Below are 17,958 nucleotides of genomic sequence, written 5' to 3' on the forward strand. Positions count from 1 at the left end.
AAGGCCGCGCCGCGCTCCCCCCCCCGCGCCGGCACGCCGGCCCCCACACCCTGGCGCACCCCCCAAACCCGTGGGGCGCGGGCTTGCCGGCGATGGGCTGCGTAGCAGCCCCAAGGCTTAACGGACTGGCATCAGGCCAGGCCTGCGTTTTTTATTGCAGTGTGCTGCTTACTTCTCGACGAAGGCACGCTCGATCAGGTAATCGCCTGGCTCGCGCATGCGCGGGGAGATCTTCAGGCCGAAGCTGTCCAGAACCTCGGCGGTCTCGTCGAGCATGCTCGGGCTGCCGCAGATCATGGCGCGGTCGTCCTGTGGGTTGATTGGCGGCAGGCCGATGTCGCTGAACAGCTTACCGCTGCGCATCAGGTCGGTCAGGCGGCCTTGGTTCTCGAACGGCTCACGGGTCACGGTCGGGTAGTAGATCAGCTTTTCACGTACCGCATCGCCGAAGAACTCGTTCTGCGGCAGGTGCTCGGTGATGAACTCGCGGTAGGCCACTTCGTTGACGTAGCGTACCCCGTGAACCAGGATCACCTTCTCGAAGCGCTCGTAGGTTTCTGGGTCCTGGATCACGCTCATGAATGGTGCCAGGCCAGTGCCGGTGCTGAGCAGGTACAGGTGCTTGCCTGGGTTCAGGTCGTCCAGGACCAGCGTGCCGGTAGGCTTCTTGCTGATGATGATCTCATCGCCTTCCTTCAGGTGCTGCAGCTGGGAGGTCAGCGGGCCATCCGGCACCTTGATGCTGAAGAACTCCAGGTGCTCTTCCCAGTTCGGCGAGGCGATCGAGTAGGCGCGCATGAGCGGACGGCCGTTGTCCTGCTGCAGGCCGATCATCACGAACTGACCGTTCTCGAAGCGCAGGCCCGGGTCACGGGTGCACTTGAAGCTGAACAGGGTGTCGTTCCAGTGGTGCACACTGAGGACACGTTCGTGGTTCATGTTGCTCATCTATGGGGCTCCTGAAGAAAGACGCAGCGCGGACGAAGCGCACTATTGCGCGATATTTTAGGGGCAGCGACAATATCTGTTAAATGGATTATCAAGATATGTCTTATCGGTTATATAGATATGCGATTCACACTTCGTCAGCTACAAGTTTTTGTCGCCGTCGCCCAGCACCAGAGTGTGTCGCGGGCGGCGAGCGTCCTGGCGTTGTCGCAGTCGGCAGCCAGTACCTCGATCACTGAACTGGAGCGTCAATCCAGCTGCCAGCTGTTCGACCGCGCCGGCAAACGGTTGAGCCTCAATGCCCTGGGCCACCAATTGTTGCCTCAGGCCGTGGCCCTGCTCGACCAGGCCAAGGAAATCGAAGACCTGCTCAATGGCAAGACCGGCTTCGGCTCGTTGGCGGTCGGTGCCACCCTGACCATCGGCAACTACCTGGCCACCCTGCTCATCGGCAGCTTCATGCAGGGCCACCCGGAAAGCCAGGTCAAGCTCCATGTGCAGAACACCGTCCATATCGTGCAGCAGGTGGCCCACTATGAAATTGACCTGGGTCTAATCGAAGGCGACTGCAGCCACCCGGACATCGAGGTGCAGCCGTGGGTGGAGGATGAACTGGTGGTGTTCTGTGCGCCCCAGCATCCCTTGGCCAAGGTCGGCCGAGCGGATGTGGAGACGCTGTCCCACGAAGCCTGGATCCTGCGCGAACAGGGCTCCGGCACCCGCCTGACCTTCGACCAGGCCATGCGCCACCATCGCGCCAACCTGAACATCCGCCTGGAGCTGGAACACACCGAGGCGATCAAGCGGGCCGTGGAGTCGGGCCTGGGTATCGGCTGCATCTCGCGCCTGGCCCTGCGTGACGCGTTCCGCCGTGGCAGCCTGGTGCCGGTGGAAACCCCGCAACTGGACCTTTCCCGACAGTTCTACTTCATCTGGCACAAGCAGAAGTACCAGACCTCTGCCATGCGCGAATTCCTCGAACTGTGCCGCAGTTTCACCGCCGGTGTCAGCCGCAGCGACGAGATCGTCCTGCCGCCGATCGCCTGATCAGAGCAGGATCACGCCCCACACCAGCGCCACCATGGTCATGGCGACCAGCTGGGCAGCGCTGCCCATGTCCTTGGCGTTCTTCGACAAGGGGTGGCGCTCCAGGGAGATGCGGTCGATAGCTGCCTCGACCGCCGAATTGAGCAGCTCGACGATCAAGCCCAGCAGGCACACGGCGATGAGGATCGCCCGCTCCACGCGGGTGACCGGCAGCCAGAACGCCAGGGGAATCAGCACCAGGTTGGCGATCACCAACTGACGGAACGCGGCCTCGCCTTTGAAGGCGGCACGCAGGCCGTCCAGCGAGTAGCCGGCGGCGTTGAAGATACGTTTGAGGCCGGTCTGGCCCTTGAATGGCGACATGGGAGTCACTTCACCGGTAAAGGGCCGGCAGATTAGTCCAACCCGAGTCAAAAAAGCGTGAATGGACGAGGACTTAGCTGCTCGCAACCGATTCCAGTTGTTGCAGCAGCAAGGCCGCCTGGGTGCGGGTACGCACACCGAGCTTGCGGAAGATCGCCGTCACGTGGGCCTTGATGGTCGCCTCCGAGACATTCAGCTCATAGGCGATCTGCTTGTTCAGCAAGCCTTCGCAGACCATCGTCAATACCCGGAACTGCTGCGGTGTGAGGCTCGCCAGGCCTTCGCTGGCGGCTTTGGCTTCGGCCGAGACATCGACCTTCTCGAACGCCTGAGGCGGCCACCAGACCTCGCCGTCGAGCACCTTCTGCACCGCATCCTGGATGACGTCCAGGTTGCTGGACTTGGGAATGAAGCCACTGGCACCAAACTCGCGGGACTTGACCACCACGGCCGCTTCTTCCTGGGCCGACACCATCACCACCGGGATCTGCGGGTACTGCCCACGCAGCAGGACCAGGCCGGAGAAACCATAGGCACCGGGCATGTTCAGGTCCAACAGGACCAGGTCCCAGTCGGCCTTTTCGGTCAGGCGGGTTTCCAGTTCGGCGATGCTCGCCACCTCGACAAGCCGCACATCGGGCCCCAGGCCGAGGGTAACGGCCTGGCGCAGGGCGCTGCGAAACAGCGGGTGGTCATCGGCAATCAGGATTTCGTATGTGGCCATCGATCTATGGATCCTGTTCTGTGCCAGGCGCTAGGGGTGGGAGAAGCACCTGGCAGACAACTCAAGGCGCGAACGGCAGGGCCGCCGGCCGGTAAGGCACGGCGAAGTCCGGGGTAACAGCATCTTCGTCGTGCCCGAATCGGCGCCAAGAATGCCGAGCACGGCCCGGGGGGTCAAGCCAATCGCCCGGTCGCACCCGCCCTCCTGGCTGCCAGCCCGGACATTATGAACCAATCCGGCGCACCTGCCCCTTGGACTATAGGAAGGTATGCAAGCGCTGGTGGGCATCATCTTGCAAGTCCAGCGGCAGATGCCGCTTGGCACTGAGGTAATGCAGGCTGAAGACGTCCAGGTAGGCGTCCAGGGCGCGGGAGGCCTGCTGGTCGCCGGCCAACTCCAGGCACATGGCGGCAACCTCGGCCGTGCAAAAATGATCGTCACGCTTGGAACGCCGCAGGCGATAGCGCGACATCTGTTCGGCCTGCAGGCTCAGCACCGGGAAGCGGTCAAGGTACGGACTCTTGCGGAACATCTTGCGTGCTTCGGTCCAAGTCGCGTCAAGCAGGATGAACAGCGGCCGCTTGCCAGGCTCGCGCACCACTTCGCTGACCACCCGCTCCGGCGCCACGAACTCGCCCGGGAAGACGATATAGGGCTGCCATTGGGGGTCGTCGAGCAACGCCAAAAGGCGCGGGTCGACTTCGGTTCGCTGCCAGCCGAAGGCTGCGGTGTCCTCGACCAGGTCGGCAATCAGCCAGCCGGTGTTGGTCGGCTTCAGCGGCTCGGTATCGTGCATCACCAGGCACACCCCGGCGTCGGCCTGCACCTTGGGCTTCAGGGCACACAGGCAATGGCTGGCGATCACCCGGCAATCCGGGCAGCGCACCGCGCGCGAGCCACGGGCGATGAAAGGTTTGTTGCTGCGGGCCAGGCGCTCGGCGCGCAGGCGCGCTACCGCGTGGCTCATGGCTGCAAGCCTCTGGAAGGATAAGGAACGGACACTGCGACAACTCGGCGGGAAACGAGCCGCCAGTCTACCAGAGGCTGCGTCATTTGCCGTGCAGGCGGCCGGACGCCTCCTTTATAATCGCGCTTTTGCGACCTGGGATCCCCATCGATACGGGGGCCACGGAACGCCGCTCGCCGGCGCAGGTCAAAGTGCCAGTCATCGAACCAGGAGAGATTCATGCTGCGTTTTACCATCCCGGCCTTGAGCCTGTTGCTTGCCCTGCCCCTGGCGGCCCAGGCAGCCTCCAAGCAGGAATACGAGCTCAACCAGATGCTGGAGAAGGTCGCCAAGGAAAGCAGCGTCGGCACCCCCCGCGCCATCAACGAAGACATCCTCGACCAGGGCTATACCGTCGAGAAAGGCAAGGCACTGGTCAACCACCTGAGCGTACGCGAGAGCCATGCCGAGCGGATGCGCGCCAATCCGGAGCAAGTGCGCAGCCAGCTGGGCGACAGCGTTTGCCGTAACAACGGCTACCGCCAGCTGATGTCCAAAGGCGCGGTGCTGGTATACCGGTTCACCGTGTACAAGACCAACCAGCCGATCATGGACCAGGCGTTCAATAACGCCAGTTGCGTAGCAGGCAACAAGAAGAAGTAATCAGGCCACCCGGTCGTTGTCGTTGGCGCGCCGCTGCTCTTCGTCGGCGCGCAGCTCTGCCAGCAGGGCTTGGAGGTAGCGCGACCGTCGCTCGCCGTCGCCCAACCTGCGCAAGCACTCCGCTTCAAGGCTCAGGTGATTGGCCTGGGCTGCCTGCTCCAGCAGCAGGTACAGCTGCCTGTCCACCTCGATCACCAACCGATGCATGCCGAACCTCCTGCATCGAGACGCTGCGCCTCCAGTTAACCAGAGCTTCGCAAGGCTTGGATCCGATCCGACGAGTGGAAATGCTGCTCGTTCTGCTTTGCCGTGCGCGCCCTTCGCCCGGCCTGGGTCATCCGAGGCAGCACGATCGCGCGCCAGGGTCTAGATTGATAGCAACCCCCCGTGTATTTCCGGCAAACCGAGGAGAATGCCGAGGGCACGGTATTTGCGGTCCAAAACAGAACGACAACGTGATGGATTTACCACTGCACCACGGCCTTGAAGGCCTACTGCAACGCCCGGCGTGCATACTCGGGCTACAGCAGCCAGCGACGCATGCAGTGTCGCGGCCGGGATACGCCATCGGCCCGGTCAGAGGTTCTGCTGCAGAAGGAGACGTTGAATGCCTTACCAACCGAACGAACTCTTGTTCAATCACTTCAGGGACAACGGTATCGACCTGAGCAAGATTGAAGAACAGCTGCAACTGGTTGCTCCCGACAGCCCCAACCTGCCGCTTTACCGCGACATGATGTTGACCATCCTGCGCATGGCCCACGACGACACCAACCGCTGGAACGCCAAGATCACCCTGCAGGCCCTGCGTGAACTCGATCATTCCTTCCGCATCCTGGAACGCTACAAAGGGCGGCGTAAGGTCACCGTGTTCGGCTCGGCGCGCACGCCGCTGGAACACCCCATGTATGCGTTGGCTCGGGAGCTGGGGGCAACCCTGGCGCGCTCGGACCTGATGGTCATCACCGGTGCCGGCGGCGGCATCATGGCAGCCGCCCATGAAGGCGCCGGCACTGAACACAGCCTGGGTTTCAATATCACGCTACCCTTCGAGCAGCACGCCAACGCCACGGTGGATGGCACGGAAAAACTGCTGCCGTTCCACTTCTTCTTCATCCGCAAGTTGTTCTTCGTCAAGGAAGCCGACGCGCTGGTCTTGTGCCCAGGCGGCTTCGGTACGCTCGATGAAGCGCTGGAAGTACTCACCTTGATCCAGACCGGCAAAAGCCCGCTGGTGCCGGTGGTGCTGCTGGACTCGCCCGGCGGTAGCTTCTGGCGCGACGCCCTGGCATTCATCAGCCGGCAACTGGAAGAAAACCGCTACATCCTGCCCAGCGACCTGAAACTGCTACGCCTGGTGCACAGCGCCGACGAAGCCGTCGAGGAGATCAACCAGTTCTACAGTAACTATCACTCAAGCCGCTGGCTGAAAAACCAGTTCGTCATCCGCATGCATCACCCGTTGAGCGACGCGGCGCTCTATGACATCCAGGAGGGGTTCGCCGACCTGCGCCTGAGCGGCAAATACCATCAACAGCCCGACAGCGGGCTTGAGCACGAGGTTGGCAATTTTAGCCACCTCACCCGGTTGACCTTCGCCTTCAACGGTCGCGACCAAGGCCGCCTGCGCGAACTGGTGGATTTCATCAACCTGCCGGAAAACTGGGCCAAACCACAGCCAATGCATACGACCCAACGGGCGCGGGAGGCCTTGAAAGTCGATTGAAGGAGCAATTGCATTGCGGGGTATGTCCCGACCCGATCGCCAAGCCGCTCCACTGTTTGCCCGCAGGCCTTAGGAGCGGGCTTGCCCCGCGATCAAGGGCGAAGCCCTATCCAAATAGCCGCGAACATGGACAGCTCAACACAAACCGCTAGAGCGCATTCACCACAGGGCACGGCATCCTGTATGGGAATGCTCAGTCGTCCAGATCCCGACCATTGAGCAGGCGGCCGATCAGATCCATGGGGAAACCACGATAAGCCAGGAATCGGGTTTGCTGGGCACGACTACGGGGATCATGGGGGCGTTGCCCGGCGAACTTGCGTTGCCAGACGTCCTGCAACCGGGCCGCCCAGTCTACCCCGCTGTCACGCAGGGCCTGGTCGATATCACCACGGTTCAGACCGCGCAGGCCAAGCTCTTCGCGAATACGCGCGGGGCCATAGCCGGCATTGGAACGGTAGGAAATGAAACTCTCGAGATAACGGGCTTCACTGAGCAGCCCTTCTTCGGCAAGCCGGTCGAGCGCAGGCTCGATCAACTCATCCGGTGCGCCGCGCTGACGCAACTTGCGCGTCAGCTCGACACGACCGTGCTCGCGGCGTGCGAGCAGGTCCATGGCTGTCCGCCGGACGGCGACGGGGGTGTCGAGTACGACGGACATAGGGCCAATCAATAACCGGCGTCGGCGTCAGCCATGTCGTCGGCATCGGCTTCGGCAGCAGCAGCCTTGCCTGCGGCAGCGACGGCACCGGCGTTGAGCAGCTTCTCGCGGATCTGCTTCTCGATCTCGGCGCCCACGGCTGGGTTTTCTTGCAGGAACTTGGCGGCGTTCGCCTTGCCCTGGCCGATCTTGTTGCCCTGGTAGCTGTACCAGGCACCGGACTTCTCCACCAGACCTTGGGAAACACCCAGGTCGATGATTTCGCCGTTGCGGTAGATACCCTTGCCGTAGAGGATCTGGAACTCAGCCTGGCGGAACGGTGGCGAGACCTTGTTCTTGACGATCTTGACGCGGGTTTCGCTGCCCACGACTTCGTCGCCTTCCTTGACCGCGCCGGTACGACGGATGTCCAGGCGCACGGAGGCGTAGAACTTCAGGGCGTTACCGCCGGTGGTGGTTTCCGGGCTGCCGAACATCACGCCGATCTTCATACGGATCTGGTTGATGAAGATGACCAGGCAGTTGGCGTTCTTGATGTTACCGGTGATTTTACGCAGCGCCTGGGACATCAGACGAGCCTGCAGGCCCACGTGCATGTCGCCCATCTCGCCTTCGATCTCGGCCTTGGGCACCAGCGCGGCCACGGAGTCGACGATGATCACGTCGACGGCGTTGGAGCGCACCAGCATGTCGGTGATTTCCAGCGCCTGCTCACCGGTGTCCGGCTGGGAAACCAGCAGGTCGTCGACATTGACGCCCAGCTTGCCGGCATATTCCGGGTCGAGGGCGTGCTCGGCGTCGACGAAGGCGCAGGTGGCGCCGTTCTTCTGGGCTTCGGCGATGACCGACAGGGTCAGCGTGGTCTTACCCGAGGATTCCGGACCGTAGATCTCGACGATACGGCCTTTTGGCAGGCCGCCGATGCCCAGGGCGATGTCCAGGCCCAGGGAACCGGTGGAGATAGCTGGAATGGCCTGGCGCTCGTGATCGCCCATGCGCATGACTGCGCCCTTGCCGAACTGGCGTTCGATTTGACCCAGGGCCGCAGCCAAGGCGCGCTTCTTGTTGTCGTCCATTGAAATCCTCACGTGATCGACTGGCGGCCCTGGGGCCGGGAATACCTGTATAAGTAGCCAGTATTATTCCACAGGGATACGATTCCGCAAACCCCCGCCAGGCGATTTACTCCGCACCAAGCTGTAACAAGCCGTCTAACGCGGCGATCACCGTCTGTCGGCGCACCGCTTCGCGGTCGCCGTCGAAGTGCCGGCGCTCGCTGGTCACATGGACACCATCGGCCCAGGCCAGCCATACGGTACCCACCGGCTTGGCCGGTGAACCACCGTCTGGCCCGGCCACGCCACTGACCGCCACGGCAAAACGTGCGCCACTGGCGGCCTGGGCTCCACGGACCATGGCCTCGACCACTTCCTGGCTGACGGCGCCGACTTCGGCGAACAGCGCTTCGGGTACACCCAGCTGGCGGGTCTTCTGCAGATTGGAATACGTCACGTAGCCGGCCTCGAACCAGGCCGAGCTCCCGGGAATGCGGGTAATGGCCTCGGCGATACCCCCGCCGGTGCAGGACTCGGCAGTGGTCACCTGGGCATTGAAACGCCGCAAGTGCTCACCCAGGCGGGTGGAGAGAACGGTGATCGGGTCCATGGTGCGCTCCTTGAAGACTGCCCGTCACCCTAGCACAGACGCCGCGAACGAGGAGCGGCCCCCATCAATGCGGCGCCCTGCAAGTTCCTACACACAAATAGGAACGAATCCAGTTAAATCAAGATCGTCCCAAAAGCACCCGGCGATGTTTCCACGCAATCAAGAGTGCAACAAAAATAAACCCCATGGCGGCAAGGGTACAAAGCACCACAGCCTGCCAAATCGATTCGTTATTCCAAGCCACGACCTGTTGATTGAAGTTGTCGTCGAATAGCACCTTCCCTTCTGGGCTCACTAACGCTCGAAGCACAGTTTCTTGCTCACCCACTTCAATTGTCATACGCAGCCTTGAACCTATTCGCAGTTTTTCTCGTTCATAAACGCCGGCATCCAAAAAAGCCGATTGGACCTGCCTCCCCTCCTGATCAATATAGGAGACACCAAATCTGAGCACCGAACGATTATATTCCCACGGAGAAGCATAGCCATTAATCCATGCCTCTACAGTGACCAAATTTTTCGCATCCGGCGGCGTATAGGTTCTAAGGCCGCTATGGTAAATTGCCGCTATCGCTAAAAGGGTTACCCCTACCAGCAAGACATTCAAGACCTGCACCTTAGGGGGTTGTATTTTAAGCAGTGCGGCAAATTGAGCAATCGACGACATTTAATACCTGAGCACGTTCGTGGCTATGACCCGACGGACATTCAATGGTAGCGATCGATACCAAAAGCGCCCTGCGGGCTGACAATTTCGATAGGCCCAATATCGATTCGCCATCCCGGTGGCTCCGGGAGCGGAAAAATCATAGGCCCCGAATGTCCGTTCTCAATGTAGCCTCCAGTAGACCCTATAGTGCCGCTATAAAGATGCCGGCTTTTTCCTACAAGTGTAACAACACGTGTACTTGGATCCCACTGGTTAACTGCGATACGGTTCCCATAGAGAGAGTCGATCTGCGCTAGCGATACAAGCTTCAAGTCAGGGGCCACCCAGTAAGTGGGGTACGCCGACTTCGGATTGGCACGAAAATGCCTTTCCCATAATGGTTTCAGCAGGGTAGCATACAACTTCGTCGCTACATCTGATAAAACAATGCCCGCTACGTTAGCACCTATGCCTATCGCAACGAACGGGAGAGATGCTTGAGCGGCGCCAGTCAGCAATATCACACTCCCTACGACACCCGCCACATTCCCGACCAAACTAAGAATATCGCCAGTTTCAAAAGATTTATCCGTACGATATTGAGCAGTTATTTTCAGAAACACCGTCGTCGCCGCAAGCGTATTCGTTTTGATATTGAGAAACGGAGTAAACCCAGCGGTCAATTTCACGATCGAGATTACACCCGCCACCGCCGCTCCTGTCTGGGCGCTTTGATTGACGAGGGCGAACCCCTTCTTATCACTATTGTACTGGTCAATCAGTGAAGTACCGGCCGCTGCCGCGCCCACGGGTTTATCGACATACCCCAAAATAATTTCAACCGTCCTGGCCATGCGCCTTACTCCTTGATCAACGTTTTGAACGCCACGCTCATGCGCAATCTGTTGCAACTCGTCGCTGGCGCTCTCGCGCCATGGGGAATTTCGCCATCGAACACCACGACTCGCCTTGGCTTAGGTTGGACGGCCCTGAGGATCGTTTCCTTGTCGTCACCGCAGAACATCAATTCGCCGCCCCAGCATTACCGATCCTGGGAAACATCCTTCAATCCCAGCCGCCTGGCTGCCCAGCGCTCGTAAAATCCGATCGCGATGTCGGCGCCCGACAGCGCGGTCATGCACCCCAAGGCACAAGCACTCCAGATCGAGATACCGCTGGCATACGACAACATGACTGTCGAAACACCACAGACCATGCACGCCCCGGATCGCAACGCCAGCCGTCGCATCAAGGACCAGCCTCGAGCACCGGCCTTGTCGGCCCGCCACATCTCGCCACAGAGCCCGCCCACCAACGCCAGAACGATCACCAGCCAGAACGGCACCTCCAGCAACATCTGTTGCTCGTTCATCACTGCCCCGCCTCCTATATGAATTCCAAAGGCCTCCATCACCGCCACTCCGTAACTCATTCAGCGGCTTCGGAGACAAAATATGCATCAATGCATAGGCGGTCAATGCATTTCATCATGCTTTTGTGCATAAGGAATCTGCTGTTATGCATGCAAGCCATGCACGACACGGCTTGTAGGGATTTTCCACAGGCGAAAAAAAACCCGCCGAAGCGGGTTTTTTCCTCACAGATGCCCCATCAGCGAGCGTACATGCCCCACCAGAACACATGGCCGAGCAGGCTGATCTGTTCTTCCTGCATCTGCTGGAAGCTGTAGTCCTCGTCAGGGTGCTCGTCGCGGTTGAAGCTGCGCAGGCGGATGCCGGTGGGCAGGCGATAGACCTGCTTCACCCGCAGTTGGCCGTTGTGGTTGATGGCATAGAGGTCGCCATCGATGATGTCGCCGATGGAGCACTTGCCGGTGTTGACGCCCACCGTGGCACCGTCGCGCAGCACCGGCAACATGCTGTTGCCACGTACCGTCACGCATTTGGCCTGGTCGAACTGCACGCCATTGTGGCGCAGGCTGCGCTTGCCGAAACGCAGGCGCGCGCGTTCGCTTTCTTCGATGACGAATCGTCCTGATCCTGCTGCCAACTCGACCTCTCGAAGAAAGGGAACGGAAACCTCGTCGTCCTCGACCGGGGTTTCGTCGTCCCACAGGCTGATGTCGCTCAGTTCCGCATGGCCACGGGCCGCTTGCACCGACTCGCGCAGTTCACGGGGCTCGTCCAGCTCGGCACGGCCTCGCAGTTGGTCGGTGCTCACGCCGAAATAATCGGCGATCTTCGACACGTGTTTGTCGGACGGGTCGACGATCTTCTCGCTGAGAATGCGCGACAAGGTGGATTGGGGAACGCCCGTGCGCCGGTGCAGCTCCGTCGGGGACAGGCCGTGGCGATCGAGCAGTACTCTGAGTACGGAGGCTACGTTGCGTTTTTGCATACCGTGCATCATGGATGTGCTGCAACGCAAATGCAATCCATGCACGTCATCTTCTCCTGCCGTTCCCCACGAGCGGGCAATTCCTTGTAGGCTCATAGGCCCGGTGGCACGGGATGATTTGGCCTGCCAATAGAAGGACAAGAACAACAATGATCGGCTTTACCTTCCGCCAGCTCGAATACTTCGTGGCCACCGCCGAACAGGGCAGCGTCAGCGCCGCGGCACGGGCCAAGCACATCTCCCAGCCTTCGGTGTCGCTGGCGATCTCCCAGCTCGAGGCGATCCTGGGCGAGAAGCTGTTCCTGCGCCAGGCCAGCCGTGGCCTGGAATTGAGCCCGGCCGGGCGCCAGCTGCTCGAACAGGCGCGGGAGATACTGGCCATGGCGGCAGGCATCGGCACGGCAGGGGATGAACCGGAAGTGCTGCGCGGCAACCTGAGCCTGATCTGTTTCCAGGACCTGGGCCCCTGGTACGCACCGCGCCTGCTCAGCGGCTTTCGCCAGCGTCACCCGGAAGTCGCCATCACCCTGTTCGAGACCGATCTGACGGGCGTCAACCGACGCCTGAACGATGGCAAGGCGGAACTGGCACTGACCTATGACGTGGGCCTGGACCCGCAGATCGAGCGACGTGTGCTGGCGCAGGTAGCGCCCTATGCCCTGTTGCCGGTGGATCACCCTCTGGCGCGCCAGGAACAGGTCTCGCTGGCTGAGCTTGCCGAGGAGTGCCTGATCCTCGAAGACATTGCCCGCACCCGCGAATACTTCCTGTCGCTGTTCTGGGCCCACGACCTGCAGCCGCGCGCCCAGCAATTGACCCAGACCTTCGAGATGCAGCGCGGGCTGGTGGCCCATGGCTATGGCGTGGCGCTGTCATGTACCCGCCCCGCCGGCGACCAGAGCTACGATGGCCGGCCACTGGCTTGCCGGCCCCTGCGCGAAGCGGTCAGCCCGCAGTCGGTGGTGCTGGCGCAATCCAGCGCCATGCGCCCCTCGCCTGCGGCCCAGGCATTCCTGCGCTGGGCCAGCGAGCTGTTTTCCGTCTGAATCAGGCGCTAACCGGCGCCGGGCGCGGCTGGCGCGCCCCCCACAGCCAGTAGCCCACCGACAGCAGCGCCATCCAGCCAAGGCCCACGTACATCGCCGTGCGGCTGTCTGGGAACCAGCCCAGCACCCCGAAGACGAACAGCATGAACACGATGGCCAAGGCTGGCCCCACCGGCCACAGTGGCACTGGGAAGTCCAGCGCGGCGATTTCCTCGCGGCTCATGCCACGACGCATGGCCACCTGGGAAAGCAGGATCATCAGCCACACCCAGACGATCGAGAAGGTCACCACGGCGGCCAGGATCAGGAACAGGTTCTCCGGCGCCAGGTAGTTGAGCACCACGCCCAGCAGCAGGGCGACGCCCATCACCACCACGGTCATCCACGGCACGCCGAAACGCGACAGACGCGAGAACCCCGAAGGAGCCTGGCCGTTCTGGGCCATGCCGTACATCATGCGCCCGGCGCTGAAGATATCGCTGTTGATCGCCGAAACCGCCGCCGAGATCACCACGATATTGAGCAGGGTCGCCGCCGAGCCGATGCCCAGGCCACTGAAGATCTGCACGAACGGGCTACCCTGGCTGCCGATGTTGGTCCAAGGATAGAGGGCCATCAGCACGACCAAGGTCAGCACGTAGAACAGCAGGATGCGCAGCGGCACCGAATTGATCGCCTTGGGCAGCACACGCTTGGGGTCCTTGGCTTCGCCGGCGGTGATACCGATCATCTCGACGCCGCCGAAGGCGAACATCACCACCGTGAAGGAGGCGATCATCCCGCCGATGCCGTTGGGGAAGAACCCGCCGTGGCTCCACAGGTTGGACAGCCCGGTGACGGTCTCGGCGCCATTGCCCAGCTGGATGCCGAACAGCAGCACCGCGCCGCCTGCCAGGATCATCGCAATGATCGCAGTGACCTTGAGCAGCGACAGCCAGAACTCCATTTCACCGAATACCTTGACGCTGCACAGGTTCAGCGCGCCGATGAAGCAGACGATGCCCAGCACCCAGATCCAGCGCGGGGTATCGGGGAACCACAGGCCCATGTAGACGCCGAAGGCGGTGACGTCCGCCAGGCACACCACCAGCATGGAAAACGCATAGCTCCAACCGGTGAGAAACCCCAGGTAGCGCCCCAGGTACTGGCTGGTGTACTGCCCGAACGAGCCGGACACTGGGTTGCGCACGGCCATCTCGCCGAGGGCGCGCATCATCATGTAGATGGCCGCACCGCCGATCAGGTAGGCCAACAGCACCGATGGCCCGGCCAGCTTGATCGCCGACGCCGAGCCATAGAACAGCCCCGTGCCGATCGCCGAGCCCAGCGCCATGAAGCGGATATGCCGGGTACTCAGGCCCCGTCGCAGGTTGTTGTGGTCGTTCATCCCAGGGACTCCTCGTTGTTCTTGTTCTTGGCCGGCAGTCGCGCTGCCGTGGAAGGGTTCACGCAAGGCCCGGAAACCGCAGGGCGCAGGGCTATTAACCGGCCAATCGAAAGGCAAGACAACAAGGCGGGGCATACAGAATAGCTATAGTGACGAATAGGAATTCTGTGATTTACCCGGCCCTCGCCGGCATCCGATGCTGGTGCCACGACAACAATAATGAGAGGGCTGCCCCATGAATCCCCACATCGAAGACTATCAGCGCGACGGCGCAGTGATCCTGCGTGGCGTGTTCAAGGACTGGATCGAACGCCTGCGCGAAGGCTTCGAGCAGAACCTGGCCGAACCCAGCGCCTTCGCCATCGAGAACGTCGGCTCCGGCGAGGGCGGGCGGTTCTTCGAGGACTACTGCAATTGGCAGCGCATCCCCGCATTCACCGACTTCGTGCTCAACTCGCCTGCCGCCGGCCTGGCTGGCGAACTGATGGGCGCCCAGCAGGTGCAGGTGTTCCACGACCACATCCTGGTCAAGGAGCCCGGCACCGCCAAGCCCACTCCCTGGCACCAGGACTTGCCCTACTACTGCGTCGAGGGCCTGCAGACCGCCAGCTACTGGATCCCCCTGGACCCGGTCACCCGCCACAACACCCTGAGCGTGGTGCTTGGCTCGCACCGCTGGCCCAAGCCGGTTCGCCCCAAGCGCTGGGCCAGCAACCAGGACTTCTACGGCGCCACCGACGCCGACGGCCAGAACCTGTACATGGACATGCCGGACGTAGAGAACGGCGAATACCAGATCCTGTCGCCGGAACTGGAGCCAGGCGACGCCATCGTCTTCGACTTCCGCACCGTGCACGGCGCAGCCGGCAACACCGGCACCGGCAGGCGCCGCGCCTTCTCCACCCGCTTCCTGGGCGACGACGTGCGCTACGTGCAACGCCCCGGCCGCACATCGCCGCCCTTCCCGGGCATCAACCTGCGCGACGGCGAGCGCATGCGCGAAGACTGGTTCCCGGTGGTCTGGCAACGCAACTGAACGCCCCTGCCCCGCGCCCAGCTGCACGGGGCAGGGCCGCTGCGGCGATCAACGAAGTGGCCTGGGCGCCTGTGCCCGGCAGGCAAGAACCTGTAGACTTGGGCGTTTCGCATTTTGTCTGAGACGCACAGCTTCAAGGCCTTGAATGTCTGACCTTTCCGCACACACACCAATGATGCAGCAGTACTGGAAGCTGAAGAACCAGCACCCAGACCAGCTGATGTTCTACCGCATGGGCGATTTCTACGAGATCTTCTACGAAGACGCGAAGAAAGCCGCCAAACTGCTGGATATCACCCTGACCGCCCGTGGCCAGTCCGCCGGCCAGTCGATCCCCATGTGCGGGATCCCCTTCCATTCGGTGGAAGGTTACCTGGCCAAGCTGGTCAAGCTGGGCGAGTCGGTGGTGATCTGCGAGCAGATCGGCGACCCGGCCACCAGCAAGGGGCCGGTGGAGCGCCAGGTGGTGCGGATCATCACCCCCGGCACGGTCAGCGACGAAGCCCTGCTCGACGAGCGCCGCGACAACTTGATCGCCGCGCTGCTGGGCGATGAGCGTCTGTTCGGCCTGGCGGTGCTGGACATCACCAGCGGCAATTTCACCGTCCAGGAAATCAAGGGCTGGGAAAACCTGCTGGCCGAGCTCGAGCGCATCAACCCGGTGGAACTGCTGATCCCCGACGACTGGCCCCAGGGCCTGCCGGCGGAGAAGCGCCCGGGCTGCCGCCGCCGCGCGCCGTGGGATTTCGACCGCGACTCGGCACGCAAGAGCCTGTGCCAGCAGTTCGCGACCCAGGACCTCAAGGGCTTTGGCTGCGACAAGCTGACCCTGGCCATCGGCGCCGCCGGCTGCCTGCTGACCTACGCCAAGGAAACCCAGCGCACCACCCTGCCACACCTGCGCAGCCTGCGCCATGAGCGCATGGACGACACGGTGATCCTGGACGGCGCCAGCCGTCGCAACCTGGAACTGGACGTCAACCTAGCCGGTGGCCGCGACAACACCCTGCAATCGGTCATCGACCGTTGCCAGACCGCCATGGCCAGCCGCCTGCTGACCCGTTGGCTGAACCGCCCGCTGCGCGACCTGAAGGTGCTCAAGGCACGCCAGGACTCGATCCGCTGCCTGCTCGATGGCTACCGCTTCGAAAAGCTGCAGCCGCAGCTCAAGGAAATCGGCGATATCGAGCGCATCCTGGCTCGTATCGGCCTGCGCAACGCCCGCCCGCGTGACCTTGCCCGCCTGCGCGATGCCCTGGGCGCCCTACCCGAGCTGCAGAACGCCATGGCCGAGCTCGAAGCCCCGCACCTGGCACGCCTGGCGGCGATCACCGGCACCTACCCGGAACTGGCCAGCCTGCTGGAGCGGGCGATCATCGACAACCCGCCGGCGGTGATCCGCGACGGCGGCGTACTCAAGGCCGGCTACGACAGCGAGCTGGACGAGCTGCTGGCCATGAGCGAGAACGCCGGCCAGTTCCTCATCGACCTGGAAGCCCGGGAAAAAGCCCGCACGGGCCTGGCCAACCTCAAGGTCGGCTACAACCGTGTACACGGCTACTACATCGAGCTGCCCACCAAACAGGCCGAGCAGGCGCCAGGCGACTACATCCGCCGGCAGACCCTCAAGGGTGCCGAGCGCTTCATTACCCCCGAGCTCAAGGCCTTCGAGGACAAGGCGTTGTCGGCAAAGAGCCGCGCCCTGGCTCGCGAGAAGATGCTCTACGACGCCTTGCTCGAGACTCTGATCGGCCACCTGGCGCCGCTGCAGGACAGCGCAGCCGCCCTGGCCGAGCTGGATGTGCTGAGCAACCTGGCCGAGCGCGCCCTGAACCTGGACCTCAACTGCCCGACCTTCGTCGACGAGCCTTGCCTGCGCATCGACCAAGGCCGTCATCCGGTGGTCGAGCAGGTGCTGACCACGCCGTTCGTGGCCAACGACCTGGCGCTGGACAACAACACGCGGATGTTGATCATCACCGGCCCGAACATGGGCGGTAAGTCCACCTACATGCGCCAGACCGCACTGATCGTGCTGATGGCGCATATCGGCAGCTTCGTCCCTGCAGCGCGCTGCGAATTGTCGCTGGTCGATCGTATCTTCACCCGCATCGGCTCGAGCGACGACCTGGCCGGCGGGCGCTCGACCTTCATGGTCGAGATGAGCGAAACCGCCAATATCCTGCACAACGCCACCGACCGCAGCCTGGTGCTGATGGACGAAGTCGGCCGCGGTACCAGTACCTTCGACGGCCTGTCGCTGGCCTGGGCCGCCGCCGAGCGTCTGGCCCAGCTGCGCGCCTACACGCTGTTCGCCACGCACTACTTCGAGCTGACCGTGCTGCCGGAGAGCGAGCCGCTGGTAGCCAACGTGCATTTGAACGCCACTGAACACAACGAACGCATCGTCTTCCTGCACCATGTACTGCCCGGCCCTGCCAGCCAGAGCTACGGCCTGGCCGTGGCGCAACTGGCCGGCGTGCCGGCGCCGGTGATCCAACGTGCTCGCGAGCACCTGGGCCGCCTGGAAACCGCCAGCCTGCCCCATGAGCAACCGATCAAGGTCGCCAAGGGCGAGCCGCAAGTGCCGCACCAGAGCGACCTGTTCGCCAGCCTGCCCCACCCAGCCATCGAGAAGCTGGGCAAGCTGGACCTGGACGACATGACGCCACGCCAAGCTATCGAAACGCTATATCAACTGAAAAACCTGTTATAACGGCGCCCACAACAAGCTGGTAG

19 protein-coding genes are annotated in these 17,958 nt (G+C 62.3%); 6 read left to right on the plus strand and 13 right to left on the minus strand.

Features of this window, described 5'->3' with window-relative positions; translation table 11 throughout:
• Positions 1–168 precede the first annotated feature (168 nt).
• Complete coding sequence (fpr, locus tag ACNFG0_RS14865; RefSeq protein WP_196144878.1) at positions 169–948, minus strand: ferredoxin--NADP reductase; 780 nt, start codon at positions 946–948, stop codon at positions 169–171.
• A 120-nt stretch (positions 949–1,068) separates the two neighbouring features.
• On the opposite strand from fpr, the gene ACNFG0_RS14870 reads away from it, so the two are divergent.
• Positions 1,069–1,995 carry a LysR family transcriptional regulator gene (locus ACNFG0_RS14870; protein ID WP_196144877.1) on the plus strand — a complete coding sequence of 309 codons (927 nt, stop codon included), beginning with the start codon at positions 1,069–1,071 and terminating at the stop codon, positions 1,993–1,995.
• On the opposite strand, the gene ACNFG0_RS14875 is transcribed toward ACNFG0_RS14870, so the two are convergent.
• The 3 genes from ACNFG0_RS14875 to ACNFG0_RS14885 all read right to left on the minus strand — a co-directional run bounded on the left by ACNFG0_RS14875 (position 1,996) and on the right by ACNFG0_RS14885 (position 4,049).
• Positions 1,996–2,358 (minus strand): diacylglycerol kinase, encoded by a 363-nt coding sequence (locus ACNFG0_RS14875; protein ID WP_084854460.1) that lies wholly within the window; start codon positions 2,356–2,358, stop codon positions 1,996–1,998. It abuts the gene before it with no gap.
• Between the two features lie 73 nt (positions 2,359–2,431).
• On the minus strand, positions 2,432–3,082 hold the full coding sequence (gene erdR / locus ACNFG0_RS14880) for a response regulator transcription factor ErdR (RefSeq protein ID WP_084854459.1): 651 nt from the start codon (positions 3,080–3,082) through the stop codon (positions 2,432–2,434).
• A gap of 256 nt (positions 3,083–3,338) precedes the next feature.
• Positions 3,339–4,049, minus strand: coding sequence for a tRNA-uridine aminocarboxypropyltransferase (locus ACNFG0_RS14885; RefSeq protein ID WP_196156023.1), 711 nt, complete (start codon positions 4,047–4,049; stop codon positions 3,339–3,341).
• A 219-nt stretch (positions 4,050–4,268) separates the two neighbouring features.
• On the opposite strand from ACNFG0_RS14885, the gene ACNFG0_RS14890 reads away from it, so the two are divergent.
• Positions 4,269–4,691, plus strand: a complete 423-nt coding sequence (locus ACNFG0_RS14890) for a quorum-sensing-regulated virulence factor family protein (RefSeq protein WP_196144875.1) — start codon at positions 4,269–4,271, stop codon at positions 4,689–4,691.
• Here the strand turns inward: ACNFG0_RS14890 and ACNFG0_RS14895 are convergent, their stop codons facing one another.
• Entirely contained in the window at positions 4,692–4,898 is a 207-nt protein-coding gene (locus ACNFG0_RS14895; RefSeq protein ID WP_196144874.1) for a hypothetical protein, read from the minus strand.
• 400 nt (positions 4,899–5,298) lie between these two features.
• Between ACNFG0_RS14895 and ACNFG0_RS14900 the strand changes: the two genes are divergently transcribed.
• Entirely contained in the window at positions 5,299–6,417 is a 1,119-nt protein-coding gene (locus ACNFG0_RS14900) for an LOG family protein (RefSeq protein WP_196144873.1), read from the plus strand.
• A gap of 193 nt (positions 6,418–6,610) precedes the next feature.
• Here the strand turns inward: ACNFG0_RS14900 and recX are convergent, their stop codons facing one another.
• The 7 genes from recX to ACNFG0_RS14935 all read right to left on the minus strand — a co-directional run bounded on the left by recX (position 6,611) and on the right by ACNFG0_RS14935 (position 11,750).
• Complete coding sequence (gene recX / locus ACNFG0_RS14905; protein ID WP_416765428.1) at positions 6,611–7,078, minus strand: recombination regulator RecX; 468 nt, start codon at positions 7,076–7,078, stop codon at positions 6,611–6,613.
• An 8-nt stretch (positions 7,079–7,086) separates the two neighbouring features.
• Complete coding sequence (gene recA / locus ACNFG0_RS14910) at positions 7,087–8,154, minus strand: recombinase RecA (protein ID WP_023381942.1); 1,068 nt, start codon at positions 8,152–8,154, stop codon at positions 7,087–7,089.
• A 106-nt stretch (positions 8,155–8,260) separates the two neighbouring features.
• Positions 8,261–8,743 (minus strand): CinA family protein, encoded by a 483-nt coding sequence (locus ACNFG0_RS14915; protein WP_196144871.1) that lies wholly within the window; start codon positions 8,741–8,743, stop codon positions 8,261–8,263.
• Between the two features lie 118 nt (positions 8,744–8,861).
• Positions 8,862–9,410 carry a hypothetical protein gene (locus tag ACNFG0_RS14920; RefSeq protein WP_416765430.1) on the minus strand — a complete coding sequence of 183 codons (549 nt, stop codon included), beginning with the start codon at positions 9,408–9,410 and terminating at the stop codon, positions 8,862–8,864.
• Between the two features lie 41 nt (positions 9,411–9,451).
• The gene (locus tag ACNFG0_RS14925; RefSeq protein WP_416765431.1) at positions 9,452–10,246 is read right to left on the minus strand and encodes a hypothetical protein; all 795 of its coding nucleotides are present in this window, start codon (positions 10,244–10,246) and stop codon (positions 9,452–9,454) included.
• A 188-nt stretch (positions 10,247–10,434) separates the two neighbouring features.
• Positions 10,435–10,767 (minus strand): phage holin family protein, encoded by a 333-nt coding sequence (locus ACNFG0_RS14930; protein ID WP_196144868.1) that lies wholly within the window; start codon positions 10,765–10,767, stop codon positions 10,435–10,437.
• Positions 10,768–11,003: 236 nt separating this feature from the next.
• Positions 11,004–11,750 (minus strand): XRE family transcriptional regulator, encoded by a 747-nt coding sequence (locus tag ACNFG0_RS14935; RefSeq protein ID WP_416765432.1) that lies wholly within the window; start codon positions 11,748–11,750, stop codon positions 11,004–11,006.
• Positions 11,751–11,899: 149 nt separating this feature from the next.
• Here ACNFG0_RS14935 and ACNFG0_RS14940 point away from each other — a divergent pair, with 149 nt between their 5' ends.
• Complete coding sequence (locus ACNFG0_RS14940; RefSeq protein ID WP_416765434.1) at positions 11,900–12,796, plus strand: LysR substrate-binding domain-containing protein; 897 nt, start codon at positions 11,900–11,902, stop codon at positions 12,794–12,796.
• A 1-nt stretch (position 12,797) separates the two neighbouring features.
• On the opposite strand, the gene ACNFG0_RS14945 is transcribed toward ACNFG0_RS14940, so the two are convergent.
• Complete coding sequence (locus tag ACNFG0_RS14945; protein ID WP_416765436.1) at positions 12,798–14,183, minus strand: amino acid permease; 1,386 nt, start codon at positions 14,181–14,183, stop codon at positions 12,798–12,800.
• 235 nt (positions 14,184–14,418) lie between these two features.
• On the opposite strand from ACNFG0_RS14945, the gene ACNFG0_RS14950 reads away from it, so the two are divergent.
• Together ACNFG0_RS14950 and mutS are read left to right on the plus strand one after the other, a co-directional pair.
• A complete protein-coding gene (locus ACNFG0_RS14950; protein ID WP_196144864.1) occupies positions 14,419–15,219 on the plus strand; it encodes a phytanoyl-CoA dioxygenase family protein in 801 nt (266 codons plus the stop codon).
• 145 nt (positions 15,220–15,364) lie between these two features.
• Positions 15,365–17,935, plus strand: a complete 2,571-nt coding sequence (gene mutS / locus ACNFG0_RS14955; protein WP_416765438.1) for a DNA mismatch repair protein MutS — start codon at positions 15,365–15,367, stop codon at positions 17,933–17,935.
• Positions 17,936–17,958 lie beyond the last annotated feature (23 nt).

The sequence above is a fragment of the Pseudomonas sp. NY15372 genome (assembly GCF_048068215.1).
Lineage (GTDB): Bacteria > Pseudomonadota > Gammaproteobacteria > Pseudomonadales > Pseudomonadaceae > Aquipseudomonas > Aquipseudomonas guariconensis_A.